This window comes from Aureimonas mangrovi (assembly GCF_014058705.1).
GTDB classification, from domain to species: Bacteria; Pseudomonadota; Alphaproteobacteria; order Rhizobiales; family Rhizobiaceae; genus Aureimonas; species Aureimonas mangrovi.
This window is the reverse complement of sequence record NZ_CP059692.1, coordinates 2,563,510-2,589,743: the sequence shown is the minus strand read 5'-3', so window position 1 is coordinate 2,589,743 and position 26,234 is coordinate 2,563,510. Positions and strand designations below refer to the sequence as shown.

The following is a 26,234-nucleotide window of genomic DNA, read 5'->3' as shown; positions in this document are numbered from 1 at the left end:
GCCCGAAGCGGATACCTTTCGCGGGCCTCGCCCTGTCCGATCGAAGGTTGTCCAAATGTCCAGCGCCCCGCATCTCCTCATCGTCGAGGCCCGGTTCTACGATCACATCGCAGACTTCCTGCTGGCGGGCGCCAAGGCGCGCATCGAGGAGGCGGGCGGCACCTACGACGTCGTCACCGTGCCCGGCGCGCTGGAGATCCCCGCCGCGATCGGCTTCGCTTTGAGCGGCGCGGACGAGGGCGGGCGTGACTATGACGGCTTCGTCGCGCTCGGCTGCGTCATCCGCGGCGAGACGTATCATTTCGACATCGTCGCGGGCGAAAGCTCGCGCGCCCTCATGGATCTCTCGATCGCGGAGAACGCGGCCATCGGCAACGGCATCCTGACCGTGGAGAACGAGGCGCAGGCACTGGAGCGCGCCCGGCCGGACAGGTTGGACAAGGGCGCGGGAGCGGCGGGCGCCGCCCTGACGATGATCGCGCTGCGCGAAAAGCTCGGAGCCTGAGCCGGTGTCCGAGATCGAGCAGAAACAGCAGCGCCCGCTGCGTCCCGCCAACAAGCGCGGCGCCGCGCGTCTCGCGGCCGTGCAGGCGCTCTACCAGATGGATGTCGGCGGCACCGGCCTTCTGGAGACGATGGCGGAACACGAGAACTTCCGGCTCGGCCAGGAGCTCGACGGCGACACCTATCGCGAGGCCGACGCGGCCTGGTTCCGCGACATCGTCTCGGGCGTCGTGCGCGGCCAGAAGACGATCGATCCGCTCGTCCATTCCTCGCTGACGGCGGACTGGCCGCTTTCGCGGCTCGACACGACGCTGCGCGCCATCCTGCGCGCTGGCGCCTACGAGCTGACGAACCGGCAGGACGTGCCGATGGCGGTGATCGTCGCCGAATATGTCGACATCGCCAAGGCGTTCTACACCGACGACGAGCCACGCCTCGTCAATGCCGTCCTCGACCGGGTGGCGCGTCGCTCGCGCGGCGAAGGGCGCGGGCGCGAGATCGAGAGCTGACCGGCCGAAAGCCTGATGCGTCGATTCCATAAGTTGGAGCGACCTCTGCGCGTCCGAGAGGACGCGCCGCGCTCCAGGGCATGAAAAAAGCCGGCGTCTCGCGACCCCGGCTTTTTTCTTTCGCGGTGGATGGACTCAGCGCTGCGGGCCGATGTCACCCGCCGTGCGCGGCCGGCCGAGCGTCGGCTGGCCACCCAGCCCACCGCCGGCCTCAGAGGACAGAAGCTGGCCGAGGAAGCTCTGGTCGCGCCCGCCGGTCGGCGTTGTGCGGGAAATGAAGTCGAAGACGCGCCCGTCCTGCAGGCCGTAATTGGCGATCTGGCGCACGCGCCCGTCCTGCCCGAAATAGACGGCGAGAATCCGCTGGTCGACGAGACGCGGCTGCATGAACTGCATGGGGCGAACGCGCTGCTGGGAGATGTAGTAGAACACCTCCGAATCGAAGGTCGCCGTAGTGGAGGGGGAGCCGAGCGCCAGAAGCACCTGCTCGCGCGAGGAGCCTTCAGGAACCAGCGAGAGCGCCTGCTCGTCGATCACGTAGCCTTGGTTGTAGACCTGGGCCGTCGTGCAGCCCGCAAGGGCCAGCGCCACACCCAGACCCGCCGCGACGGCGAGGGGGCGGCGGTGACGGGCAATCGATCTCATGCGCATGGGGCTCCTCGCACCTCGTTTCCCCGCCCCTCTAGACGGCTCGACGGCGCGAAATTGCGGCGAACCGTCCGGCGGCGGGACCTTGCGTCTTGGTAAAGCACGGCGCGCACCGTTGCAATCGGCGCCGCGTCGTGCGACCGCCGCTCACGCGAGGCAAGAAAGACGGATCGCGAATGTTCGAGCGCTGGCGCCGCAGGCGGCAGAACCGCGAAGTGGTGGAGCGGACCTACGGGGCCGTGGTGGCGCGCGCGCGTCGTCCCGCGCTCTATCTGGAGGGCGCCGTCCCGGATACGGTGCTCGGCCGCTACGAGGCGCTCGGCATCGAGGTGCTGCTCCTGATGGAGCGCTGCCGAGCCGACCCCGCCTTGAGGGCCTTTTCGCAGGACGTCGTGGACCGTTTCATGCTCGACATGGACCATTCGCTGCGCGAGATCGGCATCGGCTATCAGGGCGTGCCACGTCGGATGCGGCGCCTGGCCGAGCGCTTCTACACGCGCGTGGCGGACTACGACGGCCCGCTCACCGCGCGCGACGAGGTTGCCCTTGCCGCCGCGCTGCGCAAGCGCGTCTTCGCCGGCGAGGCGCCGGAGGGTGCGGCTGATTTTCTCGCCCGCCAGATGATCGCCACGGCGCGCGGCTATGAGGCTTTGAGCGCGGACGATATCCTGTCCGGCCGCATCGCGCCGCATGCGCAGGGAGAGGATGCAGATGTCCGCTGAGCGGCGTGCGCAAAAGCCGGTTCTCGATTGCGACGTGGTCGTCTCGCGGCTGCCGCGCTCGGGTCTCGAGGTGACCTACGAGGCGAACGCACGCGAACGCTCCGCGCTCGCCGACCTTCTCTCGGTTCTGGACGTCGAGAGCGTCACGGCCCGCGTGACGGTCTCGCCCTGGCGGCGGGACGGCGTGTCGGTGCGCGGCCGCCTAACCGCCGAGGTCACGCAGGCCTCCGTCGTCTCGCTGGAGCCCGTCGAACAGGCGATCGACGAGGAGGTAGACCTCGTCTTTCTGCCGGAGGGCTCGCGCCTCGCGCGCCCCCGCCAGGCCGCCGACGGCGAACTCGTCGTCGACCCCGAAGGCGATGACGTTCCCGAGACCTTCACGGGCGATCGCATTCCCCTTGGCGGCGCTTTCGCCGAGATCGTGGCGCTGGCGCTCGATCCTTATCCGCGCGGGGGTGGCGAGAGCTTCGAGCCGGCGCCGGACGATGCGGCGGATGCCGAGCCCGAGCGGCCGGTCTCGCCCTTTGCGGCCCTTTCGCGCCTGAAACCCGGCGAGAAGTGATGCAGAGCAGCCCTGTTGCCGCGCGCCGGCAAATGACTATGTTCGCGCGGCCGCGGGAAGTGGCCGGAGCGTTGAGGAGCAGGTATTGACATCGGGCATCACGATTGCGCTCGACGCCATGGGAGGCGATCACGGTCCCGAGGTGATCCTGGCCGGAGCGGCCATCGCGCTGGAGCGGCATCCGGAACTGCGCTTCGCCCTGTTCGGGCGTGAAGACGCGGTGCAGCCGGTTCTTCGAAAGCATCCCGCCCTGAAGGCCGTCTCGACCTTCCACGATTGCGAGATCGCCGTCCGTATGGACGACAAGCCCTCGCAGGCTCTGCGCCAGGGTCGGCACAAATCCTCCATGTGGAAGACGATCGAGGCGGTGAAGACCGGCGAGGCGGATGTCGCGGTTTCGGCCGGCAACACCGGCGCGCTGATGGCCATGGCCAAGTTCTGCCTGCGCACGATGGCCAATATCGAGCGTCCGGCGATCGCGGCGGTCTGGCCGACGGTGCGCGGCGAGAGCGTCGTTCTCGACGTCGGGGCGACGATCGGCGCCGATTCCCAGCAGCTCGTCGATTTCTCCATGATGGGCGCGGCGATGGCGCGCGCTCTCTTCGGCGTCGAGCGTCCGACAGTCGGCCTCCTGAACATCGGCGTCGAGGAGGTGAAGGGCCAGGACGAGATCCGCGAGGCCGGCCGGCTCCTGCGCGAGACGCGCTTCGCGGGGCTTGCCTATCACGGGTTCGTCGAGGGCGACGATCTCGGCAAGGGCACCGTCGATGTCGTCGTGACCGAGGGTTTCACGGGCAATATCGCGCTGAAGACCGCCGAGGGGACAGCCAAGCAGATCGCCACCTATCTGCGCGCGGCCATGTCTCGCACGCTTCTGGCCAAGATCGGCTACTTCTTCGCCAAGGGCGCCTTCGACCAGCTTCGGGACCGCATGGATCCGCGCAAGGTCAATGGCGGCGTCTTCCTCGGCCTCAACGGCATCGTCATCAAGAGCCACGGCGGCTCGGACGCGGAAGGCACGGCCGCGGCGATCGACGTCGCCCATGCGATGGCGCGCTCGGGTCTGCGCGGGAAGATCGAGCGCGACCTTCAGGACTTCTATCTCAGCGTCTCGCAGGAGAACGCCGCCAAAACCGTGGAGTCGGTGAAATGAGCGTCACGCGCTCCGTCGTGCGCGGGACGGGTTCGTACCTGCCGGCGCGCAAGATGAACAATCGAGACTTCGAGGGCATCCTCGAAACCTCCGACGAGTGGATCCAGCAGCGCACGGGCATTCGCAACCGCCACATCGCGGCGGAAGGCGAGACCACCGTCTCGATGGCCGAGGCCGCCGCGCGCCGCGCGCTGGACGCCGCTGGCCTCCAGCCGGGCGACATCGACCTCATCGTGCTGGCCACCGCGACACCCGACAACACGTTTCCAGCCTCCGCCGTGCAACTCCAGCAGCGCCTCGGCATCACCCACGGCTTCGCCTTCGACCTGCAGGCGGTGTGCTCGGGCTTCGTCTACGCCGTCACCACCGCCGATCTTTATCTGAAGAGCGGCATGGCCAGGCGCGCGCTGGTGATCGGGTCGGAGACCTTCTCGCGCATTCTCGACTGGGAGGACCGCTCGACCTGCGTCCTGTTCGGCGACGGCGCCGGCGCGCTGGTGCTCGAAGTTGCCGAGGGGGAGGGCACGCTGGCCGATCGCGGCGTCCTCGTCTCGCATCTGCGCTCGGACGGCACCCATCACGAGAAGCTCTATGTCGACGGCGGTCCGTCCTCCACGGGCACGGTCGGCAAGCTGCGGATGGAGGGCCGCGAGGTCTTCAAGCATGCTGTCGGCATGATCACCGACGTGATCGAGGATTCCTTCTCCGAACTCGGCATCGGGCCGAACGACATCGACTGGTTCGTGCCGCACCAGGCCAACCGCCGCATCATCGACGCTTCGGCCAAGAAGCTGGGCATCGCGCCGGAAAAGGTCGTCACCACGGTGCAGGATCACGGCAACACGTCCGCCGCTTCGATCCCGCTCGCTCTGGACACGGCGGTCCGCGACGGGCGGGTGAAGCGCGGCGATGTCGTGGTCCTGGAGGCGATGGGCGGTGGCTTCACATGGGGCGCCGTCGTCGTACGCTGGTAGGCTCACGCCTTGAACTTGTTGGGGAATTCGGTATTGTTGCCTCACGGTTCGGTCGGGGCGCGAGGGGTGCGCCGGCCGGGCGCAAAGCGTTTCCGAGGGGATGGAAATGGCCGACCGGACGATCACGAGAGCTGACCTTGCCGAAGCGGTGTTCCGCAAGATCGGCCTTTCGCGCACCGAATCCGCCTATCTCGTCGAGACGGTGCTGGAGGAGATCTGCTCCACCATCGCCCGGGGCGAGGGCGTGAAGATTTCGTCCTTCGGCTCCTTCCTCGTCCGTGAAAAGAACGAGCGGGTGGGCCGCAACCCGAAGACGGGTGAGGAAGTCCCGATTTCGCCGCGCCGCGTCGCCGTCTTCAAGCCGTCCAATGTCATGAAGGAGCGCATCCTCGCGGCGCACATGGCGCAGGCCGGTAGCGGCGAGGGCGCGTTGAAGGCCGCCGAGTAGACGCGGCGCACGCACGGCCATGAGCGACAAGAGCGCAGACGCCTTCCGCACGATCTCGGAGGTCGCCGAGGATCTGGACCTGCCGCAGCACGTGCTGCGGTTCTGGGAGACACGGTTCCCGCAGATCAAGCCGATGAAGCGCGGTGGCGGCCGGCGCTACTATCGCCCGGACGACGTGGCGCTGCTCAAGGGCATCCGCTTCCTTCTCTACGTGCGCGGCTTCACCATCAAGGGCGTGCAGCGCATCCTGAAGGAGAACGGCAACCGCTTCGTCATCTCGATCGGCGCCGGCGACCTGTCGGGGCTCGAGGCCGTGCAGGCCCAGAAGCCGATGCCGCGCGAGGATGATGGGCCGCAGCCCGCGCTCCATGATGACGAGATCGAGCCGCCGGGCGTGATGGCGGGCGACGTGGCCGAGCGCCGCCGCCCCTTGTCGAACCTGTTCTTCGGCGAGAAGGGCAGGGCAGCATCCACGCTTCCGCCCGCACAGACCGCGGAACTCAACCGCGTCCTCCTCGAGCTTCTGGAACTCAAGCGTCTGCTCGATCAGACGCGCTGAGGTCTTCGGCGAGGCTGTTTTTGCCGGCCCGATACCTGTCCCCCAACGAGTGATCTCGGCCGCGCCGATTGTGCGGTGCGTCAAATGTGGCGACCGCATGACCCTTTCATGACGTATTCCTCCGCGCTATAATCTGAGAAGCGAAGGAGGTCGCTCGTTCGCGGGAGGAAAGTGAAACGCGGCCTTCGGCCTGTCTTCGCGCTTGGAGAAAAGCGCGGTCGGCGTGTTTTCAGCCGGCCCGACGGGAGGTCGCTATGCACACTGTCATCGAATTCTTCACCACAGCCAGCCTGCAGTTCTACGTAACGCTCGCCGCCGCGGTGGCGCTGAGCGTCTTCGTCGAATAGCGCACGTCGTAACGAAAAAGCCGCCGCCCGAAGGGCGACGGCTCGATGCGCTGGGGCGAACCCGCGGCTTATTCGGCGGGGGCGGGGTGCATTTCGTTGCCGCTGCCGCCGCCTTCATTCTTTTCGCTCTCGCGCCTCTTCTCGATCTTCTTGCTCCAGCCCGTCCAGTGCAGGACGAACACGAAGAAGACGGGCACGAAGAAGATCGCCAGGATCGTCGCGGAGATCATGCCGCCGATCACCGTGATGCCGATGGCGTTCTGGCTGGCGGCCGAGGCACCCGAGGCGAGCGCCATGGGCAGGACGCCCATCGTGAAGGCGAGCGAGGTCATCAGGATCGGGCGGAAGCGCAACTGCGCCGCTTCCAGCGCCGCCTCCGTCAGGCTGCGGCCCTCCATCATCAGGTCCTTGGCGACCTCCACGATCAGGATCGCGTTCTTGGCCGAAAGGCCCACGATCGTGATGATGCCGACGGTGAAGTAGACGTCGTTCTCCAGACCCGCCAGCGTCACCGCCGCTACGCAACCGATGATGCCGAGCGGCACGACCAGCATGACCGAGAACGGGATCGACCAGCTCTCGTAAAGCGCGGAAAGGCAGAGGAACACGAACAGGATGGACAGGCCGATCAGGAATGGCGCCTGGTTGCCCGACTGGATCTCCTGCAGCGACTGTCCCGTCCACTCGTAGGCGAAGCCCGCCGGCAGCTCGGACGCCAGCCGCTCCATCTCCGCGATCGCCGCGCCGGACGAGTAGCCGGGAGCCGCGTCTCCGGAGAGGCGCACCGAGGGATAGCCATTGTAGCCCACGAGCTGCGAGGAGCCGAGCGTCCAGTCCGCCGTGGCGAAGGCCGAGATCGGCACCATGCCGCCCTGCGCATTGCGCACGTTGAGGTTCAGGACGTCCTCGACGCGCATGCGCCCTCGCTCGTCCGCCTGGACCGTGACGCGTTGCATGCGTCCGGCGTTCGGGAAGTCGTTGATGTACGCGGACCCCATGCTCGAAGAGATGGTCTGGTTGATGTCGGCGAAGGTTACGCCGAAGGCGTTGGCCTTTTCGCGATCGATCGACAGCGCCACCTGCGGCCCATCGGGCAGGCCCTCGAAGCGCAGGTCTCCGAGGATCGGGCTTTCGCTCGCCGCTGCCATCAACTGGTCACGGGCGGCCAGAAGGGCAGCCGTGCCGTTGTTGGCTCGGTCCTGCAGACGGAAGGCGAAGCCGCCCGTGTTGCCGAGGCCCTGGATCGGCGGCGGGGAGAGCGCGAAGGCGATCGCGTCGCGGAACTGGATAATGTGTCCCGTGATGGCACCCGAAAGCGCGTCGGCGCTCGATTCCGGCCCTCGATCGCCCCAGTCGTCCAGCGTGATGAAGGCCAGGCCCGCGTTCGGGCCCTGTCCCGAGAACGAGAAGCCCTGGATCGTGATCATGTTGGCGACGCCCGGCTGCTCAAGGACAAAATCCTCGGCGGCCGAAGTTACTTCACGCAGACGGTTGGAGGTCGCGCCCGAAGGCCCCTGGAAATTGGCGATAAGGAAGCCCTGGTCTTCCTGGGGAAGGAAGGCCGACGGAATCTGCGTGTAGAAGTAGCCGAGCCCGACCAGCAGCGCGAGATAGATGATCATCATCCGTCCCGCACGTCTGGCGAAGCTGCCCACCATCGAGACATAGCCCTTCGAAGTCCGGTCGAACCCGCGGTTGAACCAGCCGAAGGGCCCCTTCTTCTGATGCCCGTGACCGCCCTTGATCGGTTTCAGGAAGGTCGCGCACAGCGCCGGGGTCAGCGACAGGGCGAGGAAGCCCGAGAACAGGATGGACGTCGCCATCGTCAGCGAGAACTGCTGGTAGATGATGCCGACCGAGCCGGGGAAGAAAGCGAGCGGAATGAACACCGCCGTCAGCACCAGCACGATGCCGATCAGCGCGCCGGTGATCTGGTCCATCGCCTTGCGGGTCGCTTCCTTCGGAGGCAGCCCTTCGCTCGCCATGATGCGTTCGACGTTCTCGACGACCACGATGGCGTCGTCGACGAGAATGCCGATAGCCAGCACCATCGCGAACATGGTGAGGACGTTGATCGAGAATCCGGCCACGAACATCACGGCAAGCGTGCCCGCGAGAGCGATCGGAACGACAAGCGTCGGGATGATCGTGTAGCGGAAGTTCTGCAGGAACACGAACATCACGACGAAGACGAGGAGCACGGCTTCGAGAAGCGTGTGCAGCACCTGCTCGATCGAGGCCGAGACGAAGGGCGTCGTGTCGTAGGGGATGGCGTAGGTGACGCCCGGCGGGAAGAGGGGCGCGAGCTCCTCCATGACCGCACGCACGCCCTGCGAGGCTTCCAGCGCGTTGCCGGTCGGCGAGAGCTGCACGCCGATGGCCGCCGAAGGCTGACCGTTGAGGAAGGTGTTGAAGTTATAGTCTTCCGCGTCGATCTCGACACGCGCGACGTCCGATAGGCGCACGAGAGAGCCATCGGCGTTCGAGCGCAGCACGATCTGGCCGAACTCCTCGGGCGTGCGCAACTGGCCCTGCACCAGCATGGTCGCGGTGATCTGCTGGCTCACCGGATTGGGGGAGGCGCCGATCGAGCCGGCAGCCACCTGGGCGTTCTGCTGCGATATCGCCGCGGTGACGTCGGCGGTCGAAAGGTTCAGGCCGACGAGCTTGTCGGGGTCGATCCAGATGCGCATGGCGCGCTCGGAGGCGAAGAGCTGAGCGCGGCCGACGCCCTCTACGCGCCGCACCTCGTTGAGCACGTTCCGCGCGATGTAGTCGCCGAGACCCACGGCGTCGAGGTCGCTCGTCTCGTCGGAGGTGAGCGCCACCACCATCAGGAAGCTCGTGCCTGCTTCCTCGACGAGGACGCCCTGCTGCATGACCTCCTGGGGGAGGGAGGATTCCACGCGTCGCAGACGATTCTGCGTGTCTACCACGGCCTGCGACACTTCCGTGCCGGACTCGAAGGTGACGTTGATCGAGACGGCACCGGTCGCCTCCGAGGTGGACTCGAAGTAGAGCATGCCCTCGATGCCGTTCAGCTCCTCCTCGATCGGCCGCGTGACCTGCAGATACAGGTCCTCGGGCGAGGCGCCGGGATAGGCGGTGGAGATGGTGATCTGCGGCGGCGCGACGTTCGGATACTGCGCGATCGGCAGGTTCGGCAGCGCGAGGACACCGGCGAGCACGATGAAGATCGCGACGACCCATGCGAAGATGGGCCGGTCGATGAAAAAGCGAGGCATCGATCAGTCCTCAGTCGTTGCGCGTTTCGGAAGGCGCCTGCGCCTCGCGTGGTGCGGCCGAGGGCACAGGCGCGGCGCGGGCCGTGCCGGATGCCTCGGGAGTGCTGTCGCCCTGGGCTCCACCCTCGGCCGGATTGCTTGCCTCGGCGGCGGGCTCGCCACCCTCCGGCGCCGCGGCTTCGGGCTGCTGCTGGCCTTCGCCGGCCTCGGGCTCGGCTGCCTGAGCACCGTCCTCCATGCCTGACTGCTCGGCCGCCTCTCCGGGCGCTTCCCACGGAACCGGTGTCACGGGCGCGCCGGGGCCGGTCTTCTGGAAGCCGTCTGCGACCACGCGGTCACCCTGCTGCACGCCGCTGTCTATGATCGACTGATTTCCGACGACACGCGCGACGGTGACGGGACGGCTCTCGACGACGTTCTCGGCGTTGACGATGTAGAGGAGCGCGCGGCCGGCGGTATCACGCTGGACGGCCTGGTTCGGCACCGCGAAAGCGGCCTGGTCGATGCCCTGCTCGACCAAAACCCGCACGTACATTCCGGGCAGGAGGCTGTCGTCCGGGTTCGGGAATTCGGCGCGCAGCGTCACCTGGCCGCTGGTGGGGTCGACGGTGGCTTCGGAGAAGAGAAGCCGGCCCGGATGACGATACTGATCGCCGTTGTCCATGAGCAGGCGAACCTGCGCGACATCGGGCTCGATTTGCGTCAGCGTGCCGTCCGCGAGCGCCTCGCGCAGGCGCAGCAGTTCCGCGACCGGCTGCTGGATATCGGCATAGACCGGGTCGAGCCGCTGGATCGTGGCGAGGGCTTCGGTGCCGGTCGTGGAGACGAGCGCGCCTTCCGTGATGAGCGCGCGTCCGATGCGGCCGGAGATCGGCGCGCGGATGGTTGCGTACTCGAGCTCGATCTCGGCCTGACGAAGGCTTGCGCGCGCAGCGGCGAGGTCGGCCTCGGCCTGGCGCTGGTTGGCGATTGCCGTGTCGAGATTGGCCTGGCTGACCGTGCGCGACTGGACGAGCGACTGCGTGCGGTCGGCCTCGGCCTGCGCCTGTGTGAGCACGGCCTCGGCGCGCGCAACGCTCGCCTGCGCGGCCTCCACAGCCACCTCGAACGTGACGGGGTCGATCTGGAAGAGCGGGTCGCCTTCCTCGACATTGGTGCCCTGCTCGAAGACGCGCTCGAGCACGATGCCGCCAACGCGGGGACGCACTTCGGCGATCCGCGTCGGCGCGATGCGGCCCGGCAGCTCCGAGGTGACGGGAAGGGCCTGCGGCTGCATCTCTACGATGCCGACAGGAGGCGGGGGCGGCGTACCGCCCCCCTGCGCGGGCGCGGCGGCCTCTTCGCTATCCTGGCAGGCAGCCAGCGCGAGAAGCGCGAACGCGAGGATCGGGCCGAACGAACGGTTGGCGGACATAGGCGTTTTCCAGTGAATCCAGATCGGAACCGCCATGACCGGTCCGACATTGTTGCCAGGCAACATACATGTATGTATAAATTTGGCAACCGAGGAGGTGATTGAATCTTGCGTCGCACCAAAGCCGAAGCGATGGAGACCCGTGAAGCCCTTCTGGACGCGGCCGAGGCGGTGTTCTTCGAGAAGGGGGTCTCCCGCACCAGCCTGACAGACATCGCGAGCGCTGCGGGGCTGACGCGCGGCGCGATCTATTGGCATTTCGCCGACAAGGTCGCGTTGTTCGAGGCGATGGTGGAGCGTGGCTCGCTGCCGCAGGAATACGTGGCGAGCATGGTGCAGGCGCATGGCGCGCCCGATCCGCTCGATCTCATCCAGAATTCCGCCCTCGAGTCCCTTCGCTTCCTGTCGGGCAACGAGCGCGCCAAGCGTATCTGTACGATCATGCTCCTGCGCTGCGAGTTCGTGGGCGAGATGGAGCGCGTTCTCGACCGGATGCGGCAGGCTGACGAATCGATGTTCAGGACGGTGGTCGCCGCCTTCGAGGAGGCCGAGCGACGCCGTTTCCTTTCGCGCGACTGGACCGCCGAGACGGCGACCATCGCGCATATGTCGACGATGTCCGGGCTTATCACGCACTGGCTGAAATACGACTGTCCTTTCGACCTCCTGCTCGCCGGGGAAGGGATGATGCGCTCGCTCTTCGAAGGTTTCCGCTGCGCCGGCGCTTGCGACAAGAAGCTTCTGCGCTCCGCCTGAGCCCTGCCTCCCGCTCTCCTCATTTCCGCGTTACGTGCACCGCCCCACGTAGAGGACGATCTTATGAAATTCATACGCAACGGTGCCCTGGCGGCAGCTTCTCTCCTGGCGCTCGCGTCCTGCACGACCGAGGGTTCACCCGATATGACGGAGCCGTCGCCCATGGCCTGCGATCGCGCAGCCGCCGAGCGCCTCGTCGGCCAGGCCCGGCCCACGGACGATGCCGCGCGAACCGCCACCGGAGCGTCCACCGTGCGCCAGATCGGCCCCGGCGACCCGGTGACGCGCGATTTCCGCGTCGACCGCGTGACGATCGAGACCGATCCGGCCACCGGCAGGGTCACGGCGGCGAGTTGCGGCTGATCCATCTGGTTCACGCCGCCTGAACCGGGAGGACGAGCCGCACGATCAGCCCGTGCGGCGCCCGGTCGTGAAATTCCACGCGCCCGCCATGGGCGCGTGCGATGTCGGCGACAATGGACAGACCGAGGCCGAAGCCGGTCTGCGCGCCGGCACCGCGCGCGGCGTCGAGCTTGAAGAACGGCTCCAGCACGAGGGCGCGCTTGTCGGCCGGGATGCCGGGGCCGTCGTCGGCGATGTCGATGCGCAGACCCTCGGAAAGACGCGAGAGGTAGATCGTCACGCTCGTGCCGAACTTTACCGCGTTGTCGCACAGATTGGTGACCGCGCGCGCGAGCGCCACGGGGCGGCAGGCGGCGACGAGCCGGTCCGGGCCCTGGTAGCGCACATCGAAGCCCACATCGGCGAAATCGGCCTGGATCGTCTGGAGAAGGCTCGAGACGTCGACACGCTCGAGCGGCTCGCCCTGCGCGTCCACCCTCAGATAGTCGAGCGTCTCGGTCACGAGCGCGTCGATGCCGTCGATGTCGGCGGTCATGGACTGGCGGAGCGCCGCGTCTTCCAGGCGCTCGGCCCGCAGGCGCAGGCGCGTCAGTGGTGTGCGCAGGTCGTGGCTGACGCTGCGCAGCATGCGCATTCGCATGTCGACCATGTTGCGGATCCGCTCGCGCATGCCGTTGAGGGCGCGGGCGAGCTTCACCACCTCGATCGTTCCGGTCTCCTCGAAATGCCTGTCTTCGGCGACGCCGTCGGTGCGGTCGAGTTCATCGACGATGCGGTCGAGCGGACCGGAGATCGCGCGCGCGCCGTAGAAGGAGAAGAGGACGATCAGGGTTATGATGGAAAGGAGATAATAGGTCAGCGGCGTGAGGAAGTCGCTCGTCGAGGTCAGGCTCGGCAGGTTTCGGATCAGGAGCGTCGTGCGCTCGTCGAGCGGGATCGCGAAGGCGAGGCGCCCCTCGAACTCGACCTGCCGGCCGCCGGCCGGCAGTTGGCCGTCGAAGGGAAACAGCCAGTTCAGCCAACGTTCGGCAGCCGTTCTGGCAAGAGCCGGCGGCCCGAGGCCGTCGAGTTCGGCCGTGTCGAGGAGCGCGGGGTCGAAGCTGGGCGTGCGGGCCCGTTCGACCAGCCAGCGCCGCTCCTCATCACTTGCGTCGGTCAGGATGTGGGTGACGAGAGTGGCGAGGTCGGCGATCTGGTCGGTGTCCTCGATGGAAAGGTAGGTGTCGCGCAACGCTTCGCTGACGCGGCCGAGCGTCACCACCGCGATCACCGCGACGAGGATGACGACCGCCATCTGCCCGCGCATGGAGGGCGCCGAGCGGCGTGGAAGCCGCATCAGACCAGTTCCACCCGCGCCGAGAACATGTAGCCGGCGAGGCGCACGGTCGTCAGCAGCGTGGGTTGGCTCGGGTCCGGCTCGATCTTCTGGCGCAGCCGGCTCACATGCACGTCGATGCTGCGCTCGATGGGCCCGGCGAGCCCGGCATGGGTCAGTGACAGAAGCTGCTCGCGCGACAGGACGCGCCCCGGATTTCGGCAGAGCGCGAGAAGAAGGTCGAATTCGGTCGTGGTCATCGAGACGCGCGCGCCGCCCGGATCGCGCACCTGCCGGCGCTGCGGGTCGATCGTCCAGCCCTCGAAGCGCATCGCGCGCGAGGCGTCGCGCTCGTCCTGCCCGCTGCCGGCGCGGCGCAGGATGCTGCGTATGCGCGCCGCGAGCTCGCGCGTGCTGAAGGGCTTCGTCACGTAGTCGTCGGCGCCGAGTTCGAGACCGACGATCCGGTCGATCTCCTCGTGCTGGGCCGTCAGCATCAGGATCGGCACGCTGCTGGTGGCGCGCAGGCGGCGGCAGATGGCAAAGCCGTCCTCGCCCGGCAGCATCACGTCGAGCACGATGAGGTCGAAGGAGGCGCGCCTCAGCCACGCATCCATCTCCGTGCCGCTGCCCGCGGTCTCCACCGTCATCGAGGCGTCGGCGAGCGCGGAGGCGACAAGGCGCGCGATCTCGATGTCGTCCTCGACGACGAGGATGCTCGGCTGGTCGCGGTCACGCTTGGGAGGAGGCAGCATAGGGTGGCCGGGGCTTCGTGTCGGCATCGGTTCCGTTCCCTTAGACCGCTGTGCGTCCTGCGGGGGCGTTGTGAACTGTTAAATTGTGTTTCAGGCAGCGGGCGGTGAGCAGAGTTTGCTCCAAAAGGGCCTCAATGTGGCGAAGCCGAAACAATGCGCAACAGGATGACACCCTGTCTCGAACCTTGCCGTGGCAGGAAGTTGCCGGTCATGCCACCGGGGAACAACCATGCCTTCCAATCTTCGCCACAACCGACGCGCCGCCCTCGTGCTCGCTTGTGCCGCAGCGGGCCTCACGGCGACCGCGCACACCGTATCTGCGGCGGATATTGCCGAGCCCGCACACGCCTTCGAGCCTTTCGAGACGCCGCAGGAGCCCTTCCGCAACTGGACGCTGATCATCGGCGCGGGCGCGACCTACGAGCCTGAATACGAAGGCGGTGAGGATTTCGAGGTGAGCCCGGTGCCGGTTTTCCTCTTCACCTATTCTGACTGGCTGGAGGTCGATCCGACCGGCGTCGCGCTGCGGGTCTTCGCGCATGAGGGCTTCTCTGTCTCGGGCCTTGTCGGCTACGAAACGGGGCGCGACGAGGACGACGCCGATCGGCTGGAGGGGCTGGGAGACATCGATTTCACCGCCACCGTAGGCGGCCGGCTCGCTTACGAGCGAGGGCCTTTCGAACTCTACGCTGCAGCGGAGCAGACGATCGACGGCAGCGAAAGCCTCATCGGTACGGCGGGGCTGTCGCTGACGGCGCCCGTCAGCGAACGCCTCATCCTAGGCGCCAATGTCGAGGCGGTGGTCGCGGATGACAATCACATGGAAGCCTATTTCGGGGTGGACGCCATCCAGTCGGCAGCATCCGGCCTGCCGGAATACACCGCGGAGGCCGGCCTGAAGCGCGTCGACCTGTCCGCGTCGGCCACCTATTTCGTTACGGAGAAGTGGCTGCTGCGCGGCGAGGCGGGCGTCGGCTTCCTCACGGGCGATGCGGCCGACAGCCCGATCGTCGAAGAGGAACTACAGCCGGCCGCCTCGCTCTTCGTCGGCTACCGCTTCTGATTCCGCGTCTTGGCAGGGCGGCTTTTTCCGTTGCATACGGAAAGGGCGCCCCAGCGGCGATGGAGGCAGCATGGAACTGGGTACCGAGCCGATCCGCCGGGCGAATGCGGGCACACCCATCTTCCAGACCGTGCTCGGCAAGGCTTGGCATGATCTCGGCGAGGTGATCCGGCGGCATTACTTCCTGCGGCCGTTCGGCGAGGACGCGATCACCGTGCGCGGGACGATGGATGAGGTCGAACACAGCGCCATCGCCGCGCTCCTGATCCCGCTGGCGCGGGTTTTCGGCGCTCTCGTGCCTTACAAGGGGCGCGACGTCCCGATCGAGGTCCATTACGCGACGCGGCCGGATGACGAGGCGCTCTACTGGGACCGCGTCTTCCATTTCGAGGGCCGTCCGCCCTTCCACTTCCGCTCGCGCATGGAACATGCGGGGCGCGGGCAGGTGATCGAGTTCGTTCGCTTCGGCGTCGGCACGCGCCTGCGGGTGAGCGCCAAGAACGGTGTGCTCGTCTTCCATGACGAAGGCTATGTCTGGCGCCTTTTCGGTATCAACGTACCGATCCCGCTCGGGCTGCTTCTGGGCCGCGCCTATATCGAGGAGCGCCCGGTGAACCACGACACCTTCACCATGCGCATGGATCTCGTCCACCCGCTCTTCGGCGAGATCTTCCGTTACAGCGGCCGTTTCAAGCTCGATGAGCCGGCTGCTCGTTCCGAAAGCCGTGCCCCCTCGCCGCCGTTGGCGCGCACAACGCCCTGAACGCAACGGGCGAGACGCCGAGGGGCCCGGCGCATTTCCTCAGGCTTCGCCCGGCGGCACGTCGTCGACGAAGCGTGCGCGCATCTGCGGGCTCGGCGCCATGCAGCTCCGACGGCGCCCGGCGATGCGGTAGCGGTTGCGTGCGATGAAGCGGTAGACGCCGTCGCGGATCGGTCGGGGCAGGGCGGATGCGGCACGCAGCCAGTGCCAGGGACGGCCGAGCCTCTGCGCGACGGCGATCGCCGCGTCGCTCGCCTGGAGAGGCCGGCCCTTCTCGAAGAACAGGAAGGTCGAGGGATCGTCCGGATCGAGCCCGAAGCGCTCGGCGAGATGGCGTCCGTAAGGCGACTGGATCGCGGTGAAGCGGATCACGCCCGTGCGGTCGAGGCGCAGAAGCAGCTGCACCTGAGCCGAGCAGAAATTGCAGAAGCCGTCGAAGACCATCAGCCCGTCGGGGGCGAGCGCTTCGTTCGCCCTGGCTCGTGCATCGCCCTGCGCCGTCATCCCGGTACTGTGCCGGATTTGGCGCTCGAGAAAAAGGCGTCCCTCAGCTTCGCAGGTCGGCGGCCACAGGTCGCGAGAGGACGATGAAGGCCGGCACCAGCGCAAGGAGGATCGTCACGGTGGTGAAGCCGGCGACGAGATGGAACTCGGGCCAGCCGAGCGTTGCGTTGACGAGGATGTCGGTGCGCGCGGAGACGATGCGCGCGATGATCGCTGCGGCCGCGTAGCCGAATACCACGCCCAGCCCGGCGCCGAGGACGATGAGCGTCGCGGCGTAGGACCATACGACGGCGAAGACGAAGCGGCGCGGCGCGCCGAGCGCGCGCAGGAGCGCGAGACGCCGCGCGAAGAGGCGCGTCAGGATGACGAGGCCCGTCAGGACGCCGGCCGTGACGAGGATCTGCGTGATCACGGCCATGATGCTCATGACCTGCCGCACGTCGCCCATCAGCGAATGCAGGCCGGCGAGGACGGAGCCCGGAAAGAACGCCATCGTTTCGGCCGTCGTGAAGCGGGCGCGCAAGGCGTAATTGGCGTAGAGCTCCTCGGCGGAGACGAGGATCGCCGGCGTTCCGGGAAAGCGCTCGGGATCGAAGGGCGGGCCGAGCTGTCCGGCATCTTCCGGCGAATGACCATCGCCGAGATCGTGGGCCTCCCACACCGCTTCGACGGGCACGATGATGGCCCGGTCCCACGGGCTGCCGGTCGGCGCCATACGGCCCGCCACCCTGTAGTGCACGTCGGCGTGGGCACCGTGCTCCGCCGCGTCGCCCACGCCGTGGGCCGGCGAAAACTCGGCGCCGATCTCGAGTTCCACGCGCGCGCCGATGACGGCCTCCTCGTGGGCGGTGAACATCGCGCCTTCTGTCAGCTCGCGCGAGAGATGGCCGACGAACTCGGCCGTCGAGCCGACGATCGGATAGGTCTCGAAGCTGTCGCCATAAGCGATGGGTGCGGCCAGCGAGACGTCGGGCGCGTTCGCCACCTCCTCGTAGATCGCGCCGGACAGGAGCGGCACGTCCGAAGGCTGGAGATAGACGGCGGCAAAGAGCATGGTGATTTCGCTGCCGGGCGCCGCGACGACGAGGTCGAAGGGCGCGGCGGCGCGCGCCGTGCCCTGCCTCAGCCCGCGCTCCTGCGCGATGAGACCGACACCGACGCTCACGGACACGGCGATGAGGACGACGAACAGCGCGCTCGTCCATCGAAAGCGCCAGAGCATCGCACGCACCAGCGCGAAGGGGCGATAACCCCACAGGACGAGGCCGCCGATCGCAACGGCCGGAAGGAGCAGGATGAGGAAGACCACCACGTCCTGCGCGGCGACGGGCATCCATTCGATGGCGCGGTAGAGCGGATGGAGCGGGTTCAAGCGATGCCCCCGCCGCCCTGGAGCCTTCCATCCACGATGTCGATCACACGGTCCATATGCGCGTGGACGGCCGGGTCGTGGCTGACGGCGACAAGCGTCCTGCCTTCGTCGCGGGCCACGGAAACGAGATCGCCGACGAGCTTGTCGGCCGTCTGGCGGTCGAGGCTCGCCGTCGGCTCGTCGGCGAGGATGATTTCCGGGTCCGCGGCCAGCGCGCGCGCGATGGCCACGCGTTGCCGCTCGCCGCCTGAGAAGCTTTCAACGGTGCGGGTGCCGTGCGGCACGCGCAGTCGCTCGAGAATGGCGCCGGCCCGTTCGCGAAGCCGCGCTCCATTGCGGCGTGGCCCGTAGGCAGCGGGCAGGGTGGCATTGGCGAGCGCGGAAAGCTCCTCGAAGAGCAGGAAGTCCTGGAAGACGAGGCCGACATGCTCGCGCCGGAAGCGCGCCCGCGCTTCGTGAGACAGGGCAAGGAGATCGTCGGCGCCCCAGCGCACGGCGCCGGAGGCGTTTTCGGCAAGTCCGGCGATCGCGAAGAGGAAAGTGGATTTGCCGGCGCCCGAGGGCCCGCGAATGCCGAGGAGGGTGCCCGGCGTGACGGACAGCGCCGGCACCGACAGGATCGTGCGCGCGCCGCCGCCGGCCCGCACCTCAAGGCCGTTGATTTCCAGGCCGAGCGCCATTGGGCCTTAAGCGCGCTCCTGCACGGCGTCGACAAGCCGCACACGGCTGACGAAGCCGAGCTCGGGGTCCTTGTAGGTGCCGAGTTCCAGCGTGCCGCGCGTCACGATGCGCACGTTGAACGGGATGACGTCGACGACGCGCTGGGCGTAGACCGCGAGGATGTCGTTCGGCCATTCGGCAGCGGAGGAGCAGAATGGGCAGACGGCCATCGGCATGTTGGTCAGGACGTAGAAATTGCTGTCGGCCTTGAGAGGCGGAGCCATGAAGCCGTTGATCGCAACACGAACGCCTTCGTTTTCCTGCGCGAAGGGCGTGAAGCTCATGTCCTTCTCGTAGAGTTCGCGAAGGCGAACCGCCGGCTCGGATGCGTGGCCGAGACCGGACGTGAAGGGGATGAGGGCGGCACCTGTGGCGCCTGCGAGGAAGCCGCGTCGGTTCATGGGTTCGCTCCTTTCCTTCGATCTGTGCCCGCATTTTAGCAGGCGTGCTCGCGCGTCGTGTGACAGTTCGACGAAAAAAGAAGGGGCGGCAGCAGCCGCCCCTTCTCCGGTGAGGCGACGGCAGGCCTACTGGTCGGAGCCGAAGGCCGCCTGGTTCATGACGTGGAAGATCATCTCCTGATCCATCGTGCCGCCGAAGAGGTGCGCCCACGGGCCGGTCGCCCACAGCGCGACGTCGACGCCGGAGTGGCTTTCCGAGCTCATCGGCAGCAGCGCCTGCTGCAGATAGTCCGGGTCCTGAGCCTCCTCGGCCGTGACCTCCGGGCGCTCGCCCGAATAGCTGCCGTCTTCCTGCTGGATCAGCACCGAGCCGGGGCCGTTGCCGTAGGTGACGACGGTGAAGGGCTTGCCGTCGTCGGCGAGCGTCGGCTCACCGGTGTGCTCGACCTGGCCCTCGCCGACTTCCATGCACAGGCCCGTAACCGGGCTGCCACGACCGCAATAGCCCTGGAAGGTGATGACGTGCTCGTGGTCGGCCGTGACGATCACGAGCGTCTCCTCGAGGTTCACGCGGTCGAGAACGGTCTGGATCGCCTCGGCGAACTCAACGCCGTCGCTGAAGGCACGATGGGCGTTGCCCGCGTGGTTCGCGTGATCGACGCGGCCCGCCTCAACCATCAGGTAGTAGCCGTCCTCGTTGGATTCGAGATTGTCGAGCGCGGCGGCCGTGAGGTCGCTGAGCGAGGGCTCGCCCTCGGGACGATCGTGCTCGTAGGACATGTCGGAATTGGCGAAGAGGCCGATCATCGGCTGCGAGCGATCCGCGGCGGCCAGCGTCTCGGCGTCGTACACGTACTGGACGTTCAGCTCCTCGAGACGCTCGAAGAGGTTCTGGCCGTCGAGGCGGCGACCGGTGCCTTTTTCGAGCTCGGTGCCCTCCGGCGCGAAGTCGCGCACGCCGCCGCCGAGCGCGACGTCGATGACACCAGCTTCGAACTGGTTGACGAGCTGCTGGGCGATGTCGAGGCAGCCTTCCGGCGCATCGTGGAACCACTGGCGGTCGACCGTCTTGGCGTAGACCGCGGCGGGCGTGGCATGCGCGACGGAGGCGGTCGAGACGACGCCGACCGACTTACCCGCGTCCGAGACGATCTCCGAGAAGAGGCGCAGCGGCACTTCCGTCGAGCAGTCGCTGTAGACGGCGCTGTCGTCGACGTTGATCGTGTTGAAGACCTGCTTGACGCCGGTGTTCATCGAGCCGGCCGTCGGCGCGGAGTCCGGCGTCTGGGCGTTGATGTTGTAGGTCTTCATGATCGCGGAGTGCGGGAAGAGGTCGTGCGGGAGATTGTGCTCCTCGCCGAGCATGCCCTTCTGCTGGCCGTCGAACAGGCGGATGCCGTAATTGGTGCCGATACCCATGCCGTCAGCGACGAACAGGACGATGTTCTTCGCGCGGTTGGTGTTGTTCTCCATCGCGACGCGCTCGGCGATCGCGCTCTGGCCTGCGGTGAAGTACTCGCTCTGCGCCTGCGGCAGCTCCTGGGCGACGAGGGTGGACGTTGACAGCGCAAGCGCGGTGATCGACGTCAGGGTCCGACGAAACATGTTTGCCTCCAATCCGGTTCAACGACGAACGCTGTTAAAGCGCTTGCGTGACAGACGATTGAAGGAGGTTCGCGGCCCCGCGGAAAAGCTATCGGTGCGCAACGCTTCAGCGTTCCCCGCTGCGCGCCTCGAAGGCGATGCGGGCTTCTTCGACAGCGGGCCTGTTCTCGACGGCCCACGCATGCAAGGCGTCGAAGGCGCCCTGCAACGAGAGGCCGATCGGCGTCACCGAATACTCCACCGAAACCGGCGAGGTCGCGAGCACTCGCCGGGCCACGATGCCGTTGCGCTCGAGCTTGCGCAGCGTCTGCGTCAAAGCCTTCTGCGTGATGCCCTCGACACTGCGGCGAATGGCGTTGAAGCGCATCGGCCCGCCCCACAAGGCGGCAAGGACCAGCAGCGACCACTTGTCCGCGATCTGCTCGACGACCAGACGATTGGGACAGCTGTGGGCATTGATGGGGACGACGCGATCCGGGCGCATGGGCGGTATCCTTCTCGAAACCTGGTAGTCTTTCGGTGCATTCTTGACGCCAAGTATCTATTAGATACCTAGGTGCGACCGCAATGGAGACCTTTCCGATGGACGCACCGCAGACCCTTTCCGACGTCGCCACTCAAGGCGACGTCGAGGCGCTCTTTCGCCCTTTCCGCATCGGCTCGCTGGAACTGCCGAACCGGATCGTCATGGCGCCGATGACGCGCTCCTTCGCGCGGGACGGCGTGCCGGATCAGCGCCAGGCCGACTATTACCGTCGTCGTGCCGAGGGCGGGGTCGGGCTCATCCTGTCCGAGGGCACCGTCATCGACCGGCCGGCCGCGCGCAACGATCCCGGCATTCCGTTCTTCCACGGCGAGGAGGCGCTTGCCGGTTGGCGCGGCGTGATCGAGGCCGTCCACGCGGCGGGCGGGCGCATGGGGCCGCAGATCTGGCATGTCGGTTCCGTGAAGAGCTTCCTCACCGAATGGGTGCCCGAAGGCGTCGAGGGGCCGTCCGGGCTGGAGGCGCCGGGCAAGCCGCGCGGATCGACGATGACCGACGCCGACATCGCCGACACGATCGCCGCCTTTGCGCGCGCGGCCGCCGACGCCAGGCGCCTCGGCTTCGACGTCGCCGAAATTCACGGCGCGCACGGCTATCTGATCGACCAGTTCTTCTGGGCGCCGACCAACGAGCGCACCGACATCTATGGCGGCAGGACGCTGCCGGAGCGCGCGCGCTTCGCGGTCGAGGTGGTGAAGGCGATGCGTGCGGCGGTCGGGCCCGACTTCCCGATCATCCTGCGTCTGAGCCAGTGGAAGCAGCAGGATTACAAGTCGCGGCTCGCCCACACGCCGGACGAGATGGCGGCCTGGCTACAGCCGCTGGCGGACGCCGGCGTCGATGTCTTCCACGCCTCGCAGCGTCGCTTCTGGGAGCCCGAATTCGCCGAGATCGATGGCGAGAAGGGCCTGAACTTCGCGGGATGGGCCAAGAAGCTGACCGGCAAGGCCTCGATCACGGTCGGCTCGGTCGGCCTGTCGGGAGACTTCATGGGCGCGTTCGGCGGCGAGAGCTCGGGAACGAGCGGGCTCGGCGAAGTGCTGCGGCGCCTCGAGCGCGACGAGTTCGATCTCGTCGCCGTCGGTCGCGCGCTGATCTCGGATCCGCAATGGCCGAACAAGGTACGCGGCGGCGCGGCGCTGAAGGGCTTCGACGCGGCGGCCCTGCGCGAACTCGTCTGATCGAAGGGAACGCCGGCCTGGAAAAAGGTCGGCGTTTTCATTCAGCCGGGGATGCCTTTGCCGAGAGGGGCCTGGAAGGACAGGCCGAGATCCCACGGGAAAAAGATCCAGGTATCCTGGCTGACCTCGGTGATGAAGGTGTCGACCAGCGGCCGCCCCTTCGGCTTGGCGTAGACGGTGGCGAAATGCGCCTTGGGCAGCATGGCGCGCACGAGCGCGGCGGTCTTGCCCGTATCGGTCAGATCGTCGACGATCAGGATGCCTTCGCCGTCGTCCTCGCGCAGGTTCGGCGCGATATCCTTGAGGACCTGGAGCTCACCTTGCGTGTCGTAGTCGTGATAGGAAGCGATGCAGACCGTCTCGATGAGGCGGATGCCGATCTCGCGCGCGATGATCGCCGCGGGAACGAGACCGCCGCGGGTGATGCACACGATCGCCTTCCAGTCGCTGCGCTGGCCCGCCAGACGCCAGGCAAGGGCGCGGGCGTCACGGTGGAACTGTTCCCACGAGACGGGAAAGGACTTTTCGGTCGTCGACATCGGCGAACCCTTCGGCTGGCGGCGCAAGGGGGCTGCGATAGCTTCTCGGCGCCCTGCGGGCAAGTCGGACCTTGACGAGGAGCATCGGTCCGACCCGCCGCAGGCCGCGCACGTGGGTGCGCCTGGCATCCGGCCTCGCCGTCACGCTCCTCGCCTATCTCGCGGTCGCCTACGCCCTCCTGCCCGGTTTCTGGAGCGAGCGGGATCGCGAACTCCCCGCGGAAGCGATGGTGACGCGCACGAGCGACGGCCGGCCCGGAGATCCGCTGAACGTCGGCATCGTCGGCACGCAGTCGGTGCTCGTCTCGGCCATGCACGCCGCGGGCTGGTTCCCGGCCGATCCGGTGACGCTCGAGACGAGCGTCGGGATCGTCGGCAGCGTCGTCCTCGACAGGCCCGACGAGGACGCTCCCGTCAGTCCGCTCTTCTATCTCGGCCGCCGCGAGGATCTCGCCTTCGAAAAGCCGGTGGGGCGCAGCGCGGATCGCCGCCAGCACGTGCGCTTCTGGCAGGCCGGCGAGCGCGACGGCACCCCCTTGTGGCTCGGCTCCGTCACCTTCGACCAGGGCGTCGGGCTCAGCCACTATACCGGAGCGGTGACCCACGACATCGCACCCGATATCGACGCTGCGCGTGACGGCCTCGTCGACGATCTGGAGCGGGCGGGGCAGGCGGCGGGGACCGCCATGATCGAAGGCGTGGGACCGACGACGAAGGGGCGCAACGGCGAGGGGGATCGCTACGAGACGGACGGGCGGGCGGAGATCGTCACGCTAACTGCCCCCTGAACGGACGCCGTTCTCACATCGTCAGGGCGGCGCGGCGCCCGCGTGCAGCGACGCGGTGCAGATGGACCGGATCGGGCGTCCTCAGCGCTTCGCGGCGAGCTCGGCGAGCATCGCCTCGACGGCCTCGCGCGCCGATGCGAGCGCGGCGGCGTCCCTCGATCTGACCACGATGTCGGCGTAGAAGCGATTGCCTTCGAATTTCGGGTAGGAGCCGATCATTACGGCGGGGTGCGCCTTCTGCACCGCGCCGAGAGGCCCTCCGATCTCGCCTTCGCCGAAGGGGCAGACGATCGTCTCGCTCATGATCGCCTGGCCCTGCGGGAGGCCGGCCACCACCTGCGCGACCATCGCCTGGAAGACGGACGGCACGCCCGCCATCACGTAGACGTTTTCCACCCGGAACCCCGGCGCGACCGAGACCGGGTTGTTGATGAGGCTCGCGCCCTGCGGCGTGCGTGCCATCCGCTTGCGCGCCTCGGTGAACTCCAGTTCGCGCGTCCGGTAGTTCTCTTCCAGCCGCCGATAGGCGTCGGGGTGGTAGCCGATCGGCAGGTTGAAGGCGCTCGCCACGGCATCCGCCGTCATGTCGTCATGCGTCGGACCGATGCCGCCGGAGGTGAAGACGTAGTCATAGGCGCGGCGCAGTGTGTTCAGCGCATCGCAGATGGCGCGCGGCTCGTCGCCGACGATGCGCACCTCCTTCAGGTCGATGCCCGCCAGCGTCAGCACCTCGGCGAGATGGCCGATATTCTTGTCCTTAGTGCGCCCGGACAGGATTTCGTCGCCGATGGCGAGCATGGCGGCGGTCTGCGGCGGGGAGGGAACCATGCGGTGAGCCCGTGGCGATTGGCAATGTCCATCGCTCACCGATCACAGCGCCAAAAGCAAGCGCCCCGGCCGCCAAGCCACCTCCGATCGGCGCCTGGCCATTGCCATGGGGCTGTACAGGGAGCGTTGACGGTGCGTCGAACGCGCAGATGGGTGCCAATCCGCCGCTCGTGTGCCATGTCTGCCTTCGACGCAAATCAAACGGACGGAGCGACGACGTGGCGAAGGTTCTGGTTCTCTACTATTCGAGCTACGGGCATATCGAGGCGATGGCCGAGGCCGCAGCCGAGGGCGCACGGAGTGCGGGCGCGAGTGTGGACATCAAGCGGGTTCCAGAAACGGCGCCGGCCGAGGTGGTGCAGGCCGCCGGCTTCCGCGCCAACACCGACCATCCCGAAGCTCAGCCCGCCGAACTCGCCGAGTACGACGCCATCATCGTCGGCGCGCCGACCCGCTTCGGCAACATGTCCTCGCAGATGGCCTCGTTCTGGGACCGCACGGGCGGCCTGTGGGCGCAGGGGAAGCTGATCGGCAAGGTGGCGGGCGCCTTCTCGTCCTCGGCCACCCAGCATGGCGGCAACGAGGCGACGCTCCTGTCCCTTCACAAGACCTTCCTGCACCACGGCCTGATCATCGTCGGCTTGCCCTACTCTTTCCAGGGGCAGATGGGCGTCGATAAGGTGAACGGCGGCTCGCCCTACGGCGCAACGACGATCGCCGCAGGCGACGGCTCACGCCAGCCGAGCGCCGAGGAACTCGACGGCGCCCGCTTCCAGGGCAAGCACATCGCGCAGATCGCGGCCAAGCTCGTCGGTTGAGCGCCTGGACGCCAACTTGCGTATGTTGACGGGAGAGAGGCGGGGTTTGCCCCGCCTCTTCGTTTTGGGCGAGATCGGATCGGTCTCGCCGCGACGCGGACCAAGGCTGAAAGTATCCGGTTCACCTGCCCTGATCGGCACGGCGCGCCATGCGGCCGCAGACCCGCTACGCGAGCCCTTACTCTGAACAGGCGGCGGAATGACGCAGTTCAGGCTGCCGCGCTTTCACGGTGCGGGGCGTGCCGGCTCGTCAGACAAGACGGTCGGTGTAGAGCCGTTCCTCTCCACGACGCTCGTCGATCTCAAGGGCACGGCGCAGATTGTCGAGGGCGCGGTTGCCGTCGCGCAGGTTCGTCAGCACGGCGTTTTCCGTGCCGGCGGAAGGATCAATCCCGGGCGCGCTGGTGCCGAGGACTTTGAGATCCGTACGGGTTTCGACGGGCATGGGAAGAGCCCTCCGTTCATCGCCCCGATAAAGAGATCGTAGAAACAGGACCAAATCACGGCTCAGGGGCGGCCGCAATGGGATTCGACGTTGCGATGCGACAGGTCTTCGTGAGGTTTCGTGAAGACCGATCCTTTGACGCTTGTTCATGCATTTGCGCCATGAACCTCGGATGAACGGGCGATGACGATCCACGGCAATCCCCGTTGTGCACAGTGCTTGAGATGCGGGCGCAAATCGTGGAGAACCGCAGCGCACGGCACGCGCTGCGCCGGGCGGGCTTGGCGAAACTGGTAGACGCAAGGGACTTAAAATCCCTCGGTGAAAACCGTGCGGGTTCGAGCCCCGCAGCCCGCACCACACGGCCCGCGCCGGATGACCGTCGCCGT

29 protein-coding genes and 1 tRNA gene are annotated in these 26,234 nt (G+C 67.3%); 16 read left to right on the top strand and 14 right to left on the bottom strand.

Annotated elements, in window-relative coordinates; all coding sequences use genetic code 11:
- Nucleotides 1-55 precede the first annotated feature (55 nt).
- Nucleotides 56-505 carry a 6,7-dimethyl-8-ribityllumazine synthase gene (gene ribH, locus H1343_RS12485; protein ID WP_185983210.1) on the top strand — a complete coding sequence of 150 codons (450 nt, stop codon included), beginning with the start codon at nt 56-58 and terminating at the stop codon, nt 503-505.
- 4 nt (nt 506-509) lie between these two features.
- Nucleotides 510-1,013, top strand: a complete 504-nt coding sequence (gene nusB, locus H1343_RS12480; protein ID WP_185983209.1) for a transcription antitermination factor NusB — start codon at nt 510-512, stop codon at nt 1,011-1,013.
- Nucleotides 1,014-1,148: 135 nt separating this feature from the next.
- On the opposite strand, the gene H1343_RS12475 is transcribed toward nusB, so the two are convergent.
- The gene (locus tag H1343_RS12475) at nt 1,149-1,658 is read right to left on the bottom strand and encodes an outer membrane protein assembly factor BamE (protein WP_185983208.1); all 510 of its coding nucleotides are present in this window, start codon (nt 1,656-1,658) and stop codon (nt 1,149-1,151) included.
- Between the two features lie 179 nt (nt 1,659-1,837).
- Between H1343_RS12475 and H1343_RS12470 the strand changes: the two genes are divergently transcribed.
- The 6 genes from H1343_RS12470 to H1343_RS12445 all read left to right on the top strand — a co-directional run bounded on the left by H1343_RS12470 (nt 1,838) and on the right by H1343_RS12445 (nt 6,079).
- Nucleotides 1,838-2,383: a ubiquinol-cytochrome C chaperone family protein gene (locus tag H1343_RS12470; RefSeq protein WP_185983207.1), complete on the top strand. Its 546-nt coding sequence runs from the start codon at nt 1,838-1,840 to the stop codon at nt 2,381-2,383.
- The gene (locus tag H1343_RS12465; protein ID WP_185983206.1) at nt 2,373-2,945 is read left to right on the top strand and encodes a DUF177 domain-containing protein; all 573 of its coding nucleotides are present in this window, start codon (nt 2,373-2,375) and stop codon (nt 2,943-2,945) included. Before H1343_RS12470 ends, H1343_RS12465 begins: the two co-directional genes overlap by 11 nt.
- A 118-nt stretch (nt 2,946-3,063) precedes the next feature.
- Entirely contained in the window at nt 3,064-4,098 is a 1,035-nt protein-coding gene (plsX, locus tag H1343_RS12460; RefSeq protein WP_210270114.1) for a phosphate acyltransferase PlsX, read from the top strand.
- A complete protein-coding gene (locus H1343_RS12455) occupies nt 4,095-5,072 on the top strand; it encodes a beta-ketoacyl-ACP synthase III (RefSeq protein ID WP_185983204.1) in 978 nt (325 codons plus the stop codon). Before plsX ends, H1343_RS12455 begins: the two co-directional genes overlap by 4 nt.
- Nucleotides 5,073-5,178: 106 nt before the next feature.
- Nucleotides 5,179-5,520: an integration host factor subunit alpha gene (locus tag H1343_RS12450; RefSeq protein ID WP_185983203.1), complete on the top strand. Its 342-nt coding sequence runs from the start codon at nt 5,179-5,181 to the stop codon at nt 5,518-5,520.
- Between the two features lie 19 nt (nt 5,521-5,539).
- Nucleotides 5,540-6,079 carry a MerR family transcriptional regulator gene (locus H1343_RS12445; protein ID WP_185983202.1) on the top strand — a complete coding sequence of 180 codons (540 nt, stop codon included), beginning with the start codon at nt 5,540-5,542 and terminating at the stop codon, nt 6,077-6,079.
- Nucleotides 6,080-6,494: 415 nt separating this feature from the next.
- On the opposite strand, the gene H1343_RS12440 is transcribed toward H1343_RS12445, so the two are convergent.
- Nucleotides 6,495-9,671, bottom strand: a complete 3,177-nt coding sequence (locus tag H1343_RS12440; RefSeq protein WP_185983201.1) for an efflux RND transporter permease subunit — start codon at nt 9,669-9,671, stop codon at nt 6,495-6,497.
- 10 nt (nt 9,672-9,681) lie between these two features.
- Complete coding sequence (locus tag H1343_RS12435) at nt 9,682-11,085, bottom strand: efflux RND transporter periplasmic adaptor subunit (protein WP_185983200.1); 1,404 nt, start codon at nt 11,083-11,085, stop codon at nt 9,682-9,684.
- 132 nt (nt 11,086-11,217) lie between these two features.
- Between H1343_RS12435 and H1343_RS12430 the strand changes: the two genes are divergently transcribed.
- Together H1343_RS12430 and H1343_RS12425 are read left to right on the top strand one after the other, a co-directional pair.
- Nucleotides 11,218-11,841: a TetR family transcriptional regulator gene (locus H1343_RS12430; RefSeq protein WP_210270035.1), complete on the top strand. Its 624-nt coding sequence runs from the start codon at nt 11,218-11,220 to the stop codon at nt 11,839-11,841.
- Nucleotides 11,842-12,003: 162 nt separating this feature from the next.
- Nucleotides 12,004-12,204: an I78 family peptidase inhibitor gene (locus tag H1343_RS12425; protein ID WP_246333033.1), complete on the top strand. Its 201-nt coding sequence runs from the start codon at nt 12,004-12,006 to the stop codon at nt 12,202-12,204.
- 10 nt (nt 12,205-12,214) lie between these two features.
- On the opposite strand, the gene H1343_RS12420 is transcribed toward H1343_RS12425, so the two are convergent.
- Both H1343_RS12420 and H1343_RS12415 read right to left on the bottom strand, forming a co-directional pair.
- On the bottom strand, nt 12,215-13,540 hold the full coding sequence (locus H1343_RS12420) for an ATP-binding protein (RefSeq protein ID WP_185983197.1): 1,326 nt from the start codon (nt 13,538-13,540) through the stop codon (nt 12,215-12,217).
- A complete protein-coding gene (locus H1343_RS12415) occupies nt 13,540-14,274 on the bottom strand; it encodes a response regulator transcription factor (RefSeq protein WP_185985640.1) in 735 nt (244 codons plus the stop codon). The genes H1343_RS12420 and H1343_RS12415 overlap by 1 nt, the downstream gene beginning before the upstream one ends.
- 229 nt (nt 14,275-14,503) lie before the next feature.
- Between H1343_RS12415 and H1343_RS12410 the strand changes: the two genes are divergently transcribed.
- Together H1343_RS12410 and H1343_RS12405 are read left to right on the top strand one after the other, a co-directional pair.
- Entirely contained in the window at nt 14,504-15,337 is an 834-nt protein-coding gene (locus H1343_RS12410) for a MipA/OmpV family protein (RefSeq protein WP_185983196.1), read from the top strand.
- Between the two features lie 70 nt (nt 15,338-15,407).
- Nucleotides 15,408-16,100 carry a DUF4166 domain-containing protein gene (locus H1343_RS12405; protein WP_185983195.1) on the top strand — a complete coding sequence of 231 codons (693 nt, stop codon included), beginning with the start codon at nt 15,408-15,410 and terminating at the stop codon, nt 16,098-16,100.
- 39 nt (nt 16,101-16,139) lie between these two features.
- Here H1343_RS12405 and H1343_RS12400 read toward each other — a convergent pair whose 3' ends face one another.
- The 6 genes from H1343_RS12400 to H1343_RS12375 all read right to left on the bottom strand — a co-directional run bounded on the left by H1343_RS12400 (nt 16,140) and on the right by H1343_RS12375 (nt 21,186).
- Nucleotides 16,140-16,604 carry a thiol-disulfide oxidoreductase DCC family protein gene (locus H1343_RS12400; RefSeq protein ID WP_185983194.1) on the bottom strand — a complete coding sequence of 155 codons (465 nt, stop codon included), beginning with the start codon at nt 16,602-16,604 and terminating at the stop codon, nt 16,140-16,142.
- A gap of 43 nt (nt 16,605-16,647) precedes the next feature.
- Nucleotides 16,648-17,976: an FtsX-like permease family protein gene (locus tag H1343_RS12395; RefSeq protein WP_210270034.1), complete on the bottom strand. Its 1,329-nt coding sequence runs from the start codon at nt 17,974-17,976 to the stop codon at nt 16,648-16,650.
- Nucleotides 17,973-18,656 (bottom strand): ABC transporter ATP-binding protein, encoded by a 684-nt coding sequence (locus H1343_RS12390; protein ID WP_185983193.1) that lies wholly within the window; start codon nt 18,654-18,656, stop codon nt 17,973-17,975. The genes H1343_RS12395 and H1343_RS12390 overlap by 4 nt, the downstream gene beginning before the upstream one ends.
- 6 nt (nt 18,657-18,662) lie before the next feature.
- The gene (locus H1343_RS12385; RefSeq protein WP_185983192.1) at nt 18,663-19,097 is read right to left on the bottom strand and encodes a hypothetical protein; all 435 of its coding nucleotides are present in this window, start codon (nt 19,095-19,097) and stop codon (nt 18,663-18,665) included.
- Nucleotides 19,098-19,223: 126 nt separating this feature from the next.
- The gene (locus H1343_RS12380; protein WP_185983191.1) at nt 19,224-20,702 is read right to left on the bottom strand and encodes an alkaline phosphatase; all 1,479 of its coding nucleotides are present in this window, start codon (nt 20,700-20,702) and stop codon (nt 19,224-19,226) included.
- Nucleotides 20,703-20,808: 106 nt separating this feature from the next.
- Complete coding sequence (locus H1343_RS12375) at nt 20,809-21,186, bottom strand: winged helix-turn-helix transcriptional regulator (protein ID WP_185983190.1); 378 nt, start codon at nt 21,184-21,186, stop codon at nt 20,809-20,811.
- Nucleotides 21,187-21,284: 98 nt separating this feature from the next.
- On the opposite strand from H1343_RS12375, the gene H1343_RS12370 reads away from it, so the two are divergent.
- A complete protein-coding gene (locus H1343_RS12370) occupies nt 21,285-22,427 on the top strand; it encodes an NADH:flavin oxidoreductase (RefSeq protein WP_185983189.1) in 1,143 nt (380 codons plus the stop codon).
- A gap of 41 nt (nt 22,428-22,468) precedes the next feature.
- Here H1343_RS12370 and gpt read toward each other — a convergent pair whose 3' ends face one another.
- Complete coding sequence (gpt, locus tag H1343_RS12365) at nt 22,469-22,966, bottom strand: xanthine phosphoribosyltransferase (protein WP_185983188.1); 498 nt, start codon at nt 22,964-22,966, stop codon at nt 22,469-22,471.
- A gap of 116 nt (nt 22,967-23,082) precedes the next feature.
- Here gpt and H1343_RS12360 point away from each other — a divergent pair, with 116 nt between their 5' ends.
- On the top strand, nt 23,083-23,754 hold the full coding sequence (locus H1343_RS12360; RefSeq protein WP_246333023.1) for an LssY C-terminal domain-containing protein: 672 nt from the start codon (nt 23,083-23,085) through the stop codon (nt 23,752-23,754).
- 81 nt (nt 23,755-23,835) lie between these two features.
- On the opposite strand, the gene H1343_RS12355 is transcribed toward H1343_RS12360, so the two are convergent.
- On the bottom strand, nt 23,836-24,582 hold the full coding sequence (locus H1343_RS12355) for a competence/damage-inducible protein A (protein WP_246333021.1): 747 nt from the start codon (nt 24,580-24,582) through the stop codon (nt 23,836-23,838).
- A 218-nt stretch (nt 24,583-24,800) separates the two neighbouring features.
- Between H1343_RS12355 and wrbA the strand changes: the two genes are divergently transcribed.
- Nucleotides 24,801-25,400: an NAD(P)H:quinone oxidoreductase gene (gene wrbA / locus H1343_RS12350; protein ID WP_185983187.1), complete on the top strand. Its 600-nt coding sequence runs from the start codon at nt 24,801-24,803 to the stop codon at nt 25,398-25,400.
- Nucleotides 25,401-25,650: 250 nt separating this feature from the next.
- Here wrbA and H1343_RS12345 read toward each other — a convergent pair whose 3' ends face one another.
- A complete protein-coding gene (locus tag H1343_RS12345) occupies nt 25,651-25,845 on the bottom strand; it encodes a hypothetical protein (RefSeq protein WP_185983186.1) in 195 nt (64 codons plus the stop codon).
- A 275-nt stretch (nt 25,846-26,120) separates the two neighbouring features.
- Between H1343_RS12345 and H1343_RS12340 the strand changes: the two genes are divergently transcribed.
- Nucleotides 26,121-26,205 (top strand) — tRNA-Leu (locus tag H1343_RS12340).
- The last annotated feature ends 29 nt before the right edge of the window (nt 26,206-26,234 follow it).

Coding starts and splice junctions, on each gene's coding strand:
- ribH (WP_185983210.1), top strand. CDS start 56: ATGTCCAGCGCCCCGCATCTCCTCATCGTCGAGGCCCGGTTCTACGAT.
- H1343_RS12475 (WP_185983208.1), bottom strand. CDS start 1,658: ATGAGATCGATTGCCCGTCACCGCCGCCCCCTCGCCGTCGCGGCGGGT.
- H1343_RS12470 (WP_185983207.1), top strand. CDS start 1,838: ATGTTCGAGCGCTGGCGCCGCAGGCGGCAGAACCGCGAAGTGGTGGAG.
- H1343_RS12465 (WP_185983206.1), top strand. CDS start 2,373: ATGTCCGCTGAGCGGCGTGCGCAAAAGCCGGTTCTCGATTGCGACGTG.
- plsX (WP_210270114.1), top strand. CDS start 3,064: ATGGGAGGCGATCACGGTCCCGAGGTGATCCTGGCCGGAGCGGCCATC.
- H1343_RS12455 (WP_185983204.1), top strand. CDS start 4,095: ATGAGCGTCACGCGCTCCGTCGTGCGCGGGACGGGTTCGTACCTGCCG.
- H1343_RS12450 (WP_185983203.1), top strand. CDS start 5,179: ATGGCCGACCGGACGATCACGAGAGCTGACCTTGCCGAAGCGGTGTTC.
- H1343_RS12445 (WP_185983202.1), top strand. CDS start 5,540: ATGAGCGACAAGAGCGCAGACGCCTTCCGCACGATCTCGGAGGTCGCC.
- H1343_RS12440 (WP_185983201.1), bottom strand. CDS start 9,671: ATGCCTCGCTTTTTCATCGACCGGCCCATCTTCGCATGGGTCGTCGCG.
- H1343_RS12435 (WP_185983200.1), bottom strand. CDS start 11,085: ATGTCCGCCAACCGTTCGTTCGGCCCGATCCTCGCGTTCGCGCTTCTC.
- H1343_RS12430 (WP_210270035.1), top strand. CDS start 11,218: ATGGAGACCCGTGAAGCCCTTCTGGACGCGGCCGAGGCGGTGTTCTTC.
- H1343_RS12425 (WP_246333033.1), top strand. CDS start 12,004: ATGGCCTGCGATCGCGCAGCCGCCGAGCGCCTCGTCGGCCAGGCCCGG.
- H1343_RS12420 (WP_185983197.1), bottom strand. CDS start 13,540: ATGCGGCTTCCACGCCGCTCGGCGCCCTCCATGCGCGGGCAGATGGCG.
- H1343_RS12415 (WP_185985640.1), bottom strand. CDS start 14,274: ATGCTGCCTCCTCCCAAGCGTGACCGCGACCAGCCGAGCATCCTCGTC.
- H1343_RS12410 (WP_185983196.1), top strand. CDS start 14,504: ATGCCTTCCAATCTTCGCCACAACCGACGCGCCGCCCTCGTGCTCGCT.
- H1343_RS12405 (WP_185983195.1), top strand. CDS start 15,408: ATGGAACTGGGTACCGAGCCGATCCGCCGGGCGAATGCGGGCACACCC.
- H1343_RS12400 (WP_185983194.1), bottom strand. CDS start 16,604: ATGACGGCGCAGGGCGATGCACGAGCCAGGGCGAACGAAGCGCTCGCC.
- H1343_RS12390 (WP_185983193.1), bottom strand. CDS start 18,656: ATGGCGCTCGGCCTGGAAATCAACGGCCTTGAGGTGCGGGCCGGCGGC.
- H1343_RS12385 (WP_185983192.1), bottom strand. CDS start 19,097: ATGAACCGACGCGGCTTCCTCGCAGGCGCCACAGGTGCCGCCCTCATC.
- H1343_RS12380 (WP_185983191.1), bottom strand. CDS start 20,702: ATGTTTCGTCGGACCCTGACGTCGATCACCGCGCTTGCGCTGTCAACG.
- H1343_RS12375 (WP_185983190.1), bottom strand. CDS start 21,186: ATGCGCCCGGATCGCGTCGTCCCCATCAATGCCCACAGCTGTCCCAAT.
- H1343_RS12370 (WP_185983189.1), top strand. CDS start 21,285: ATGGACGCACCGCAGACCCTTTCCGACGTCGCCACTCAAGGCGACGTC.
- gpt (WP_185983188.1), bottom strand. CDS start 22,966: ATGTCGACGACCGAAAAGTCCTTTCCCGTCTCGTGGGAACAGTTCCAC.
- H1343_RS12355 (WP_246333021.1), bottom strand. CDS start 24,582: ATGGTTCCCTCCCCGCCGCAGACCGCCGCCATGCTCGCCATCGGCGAC.
- H1343_RS12345 (WP_185983186.1), bottom strand. CDS start 25,845: ATGCCCGTCGAAACCCGTACGGATCTCAAAGTCCTCGGCACCAGCGCG.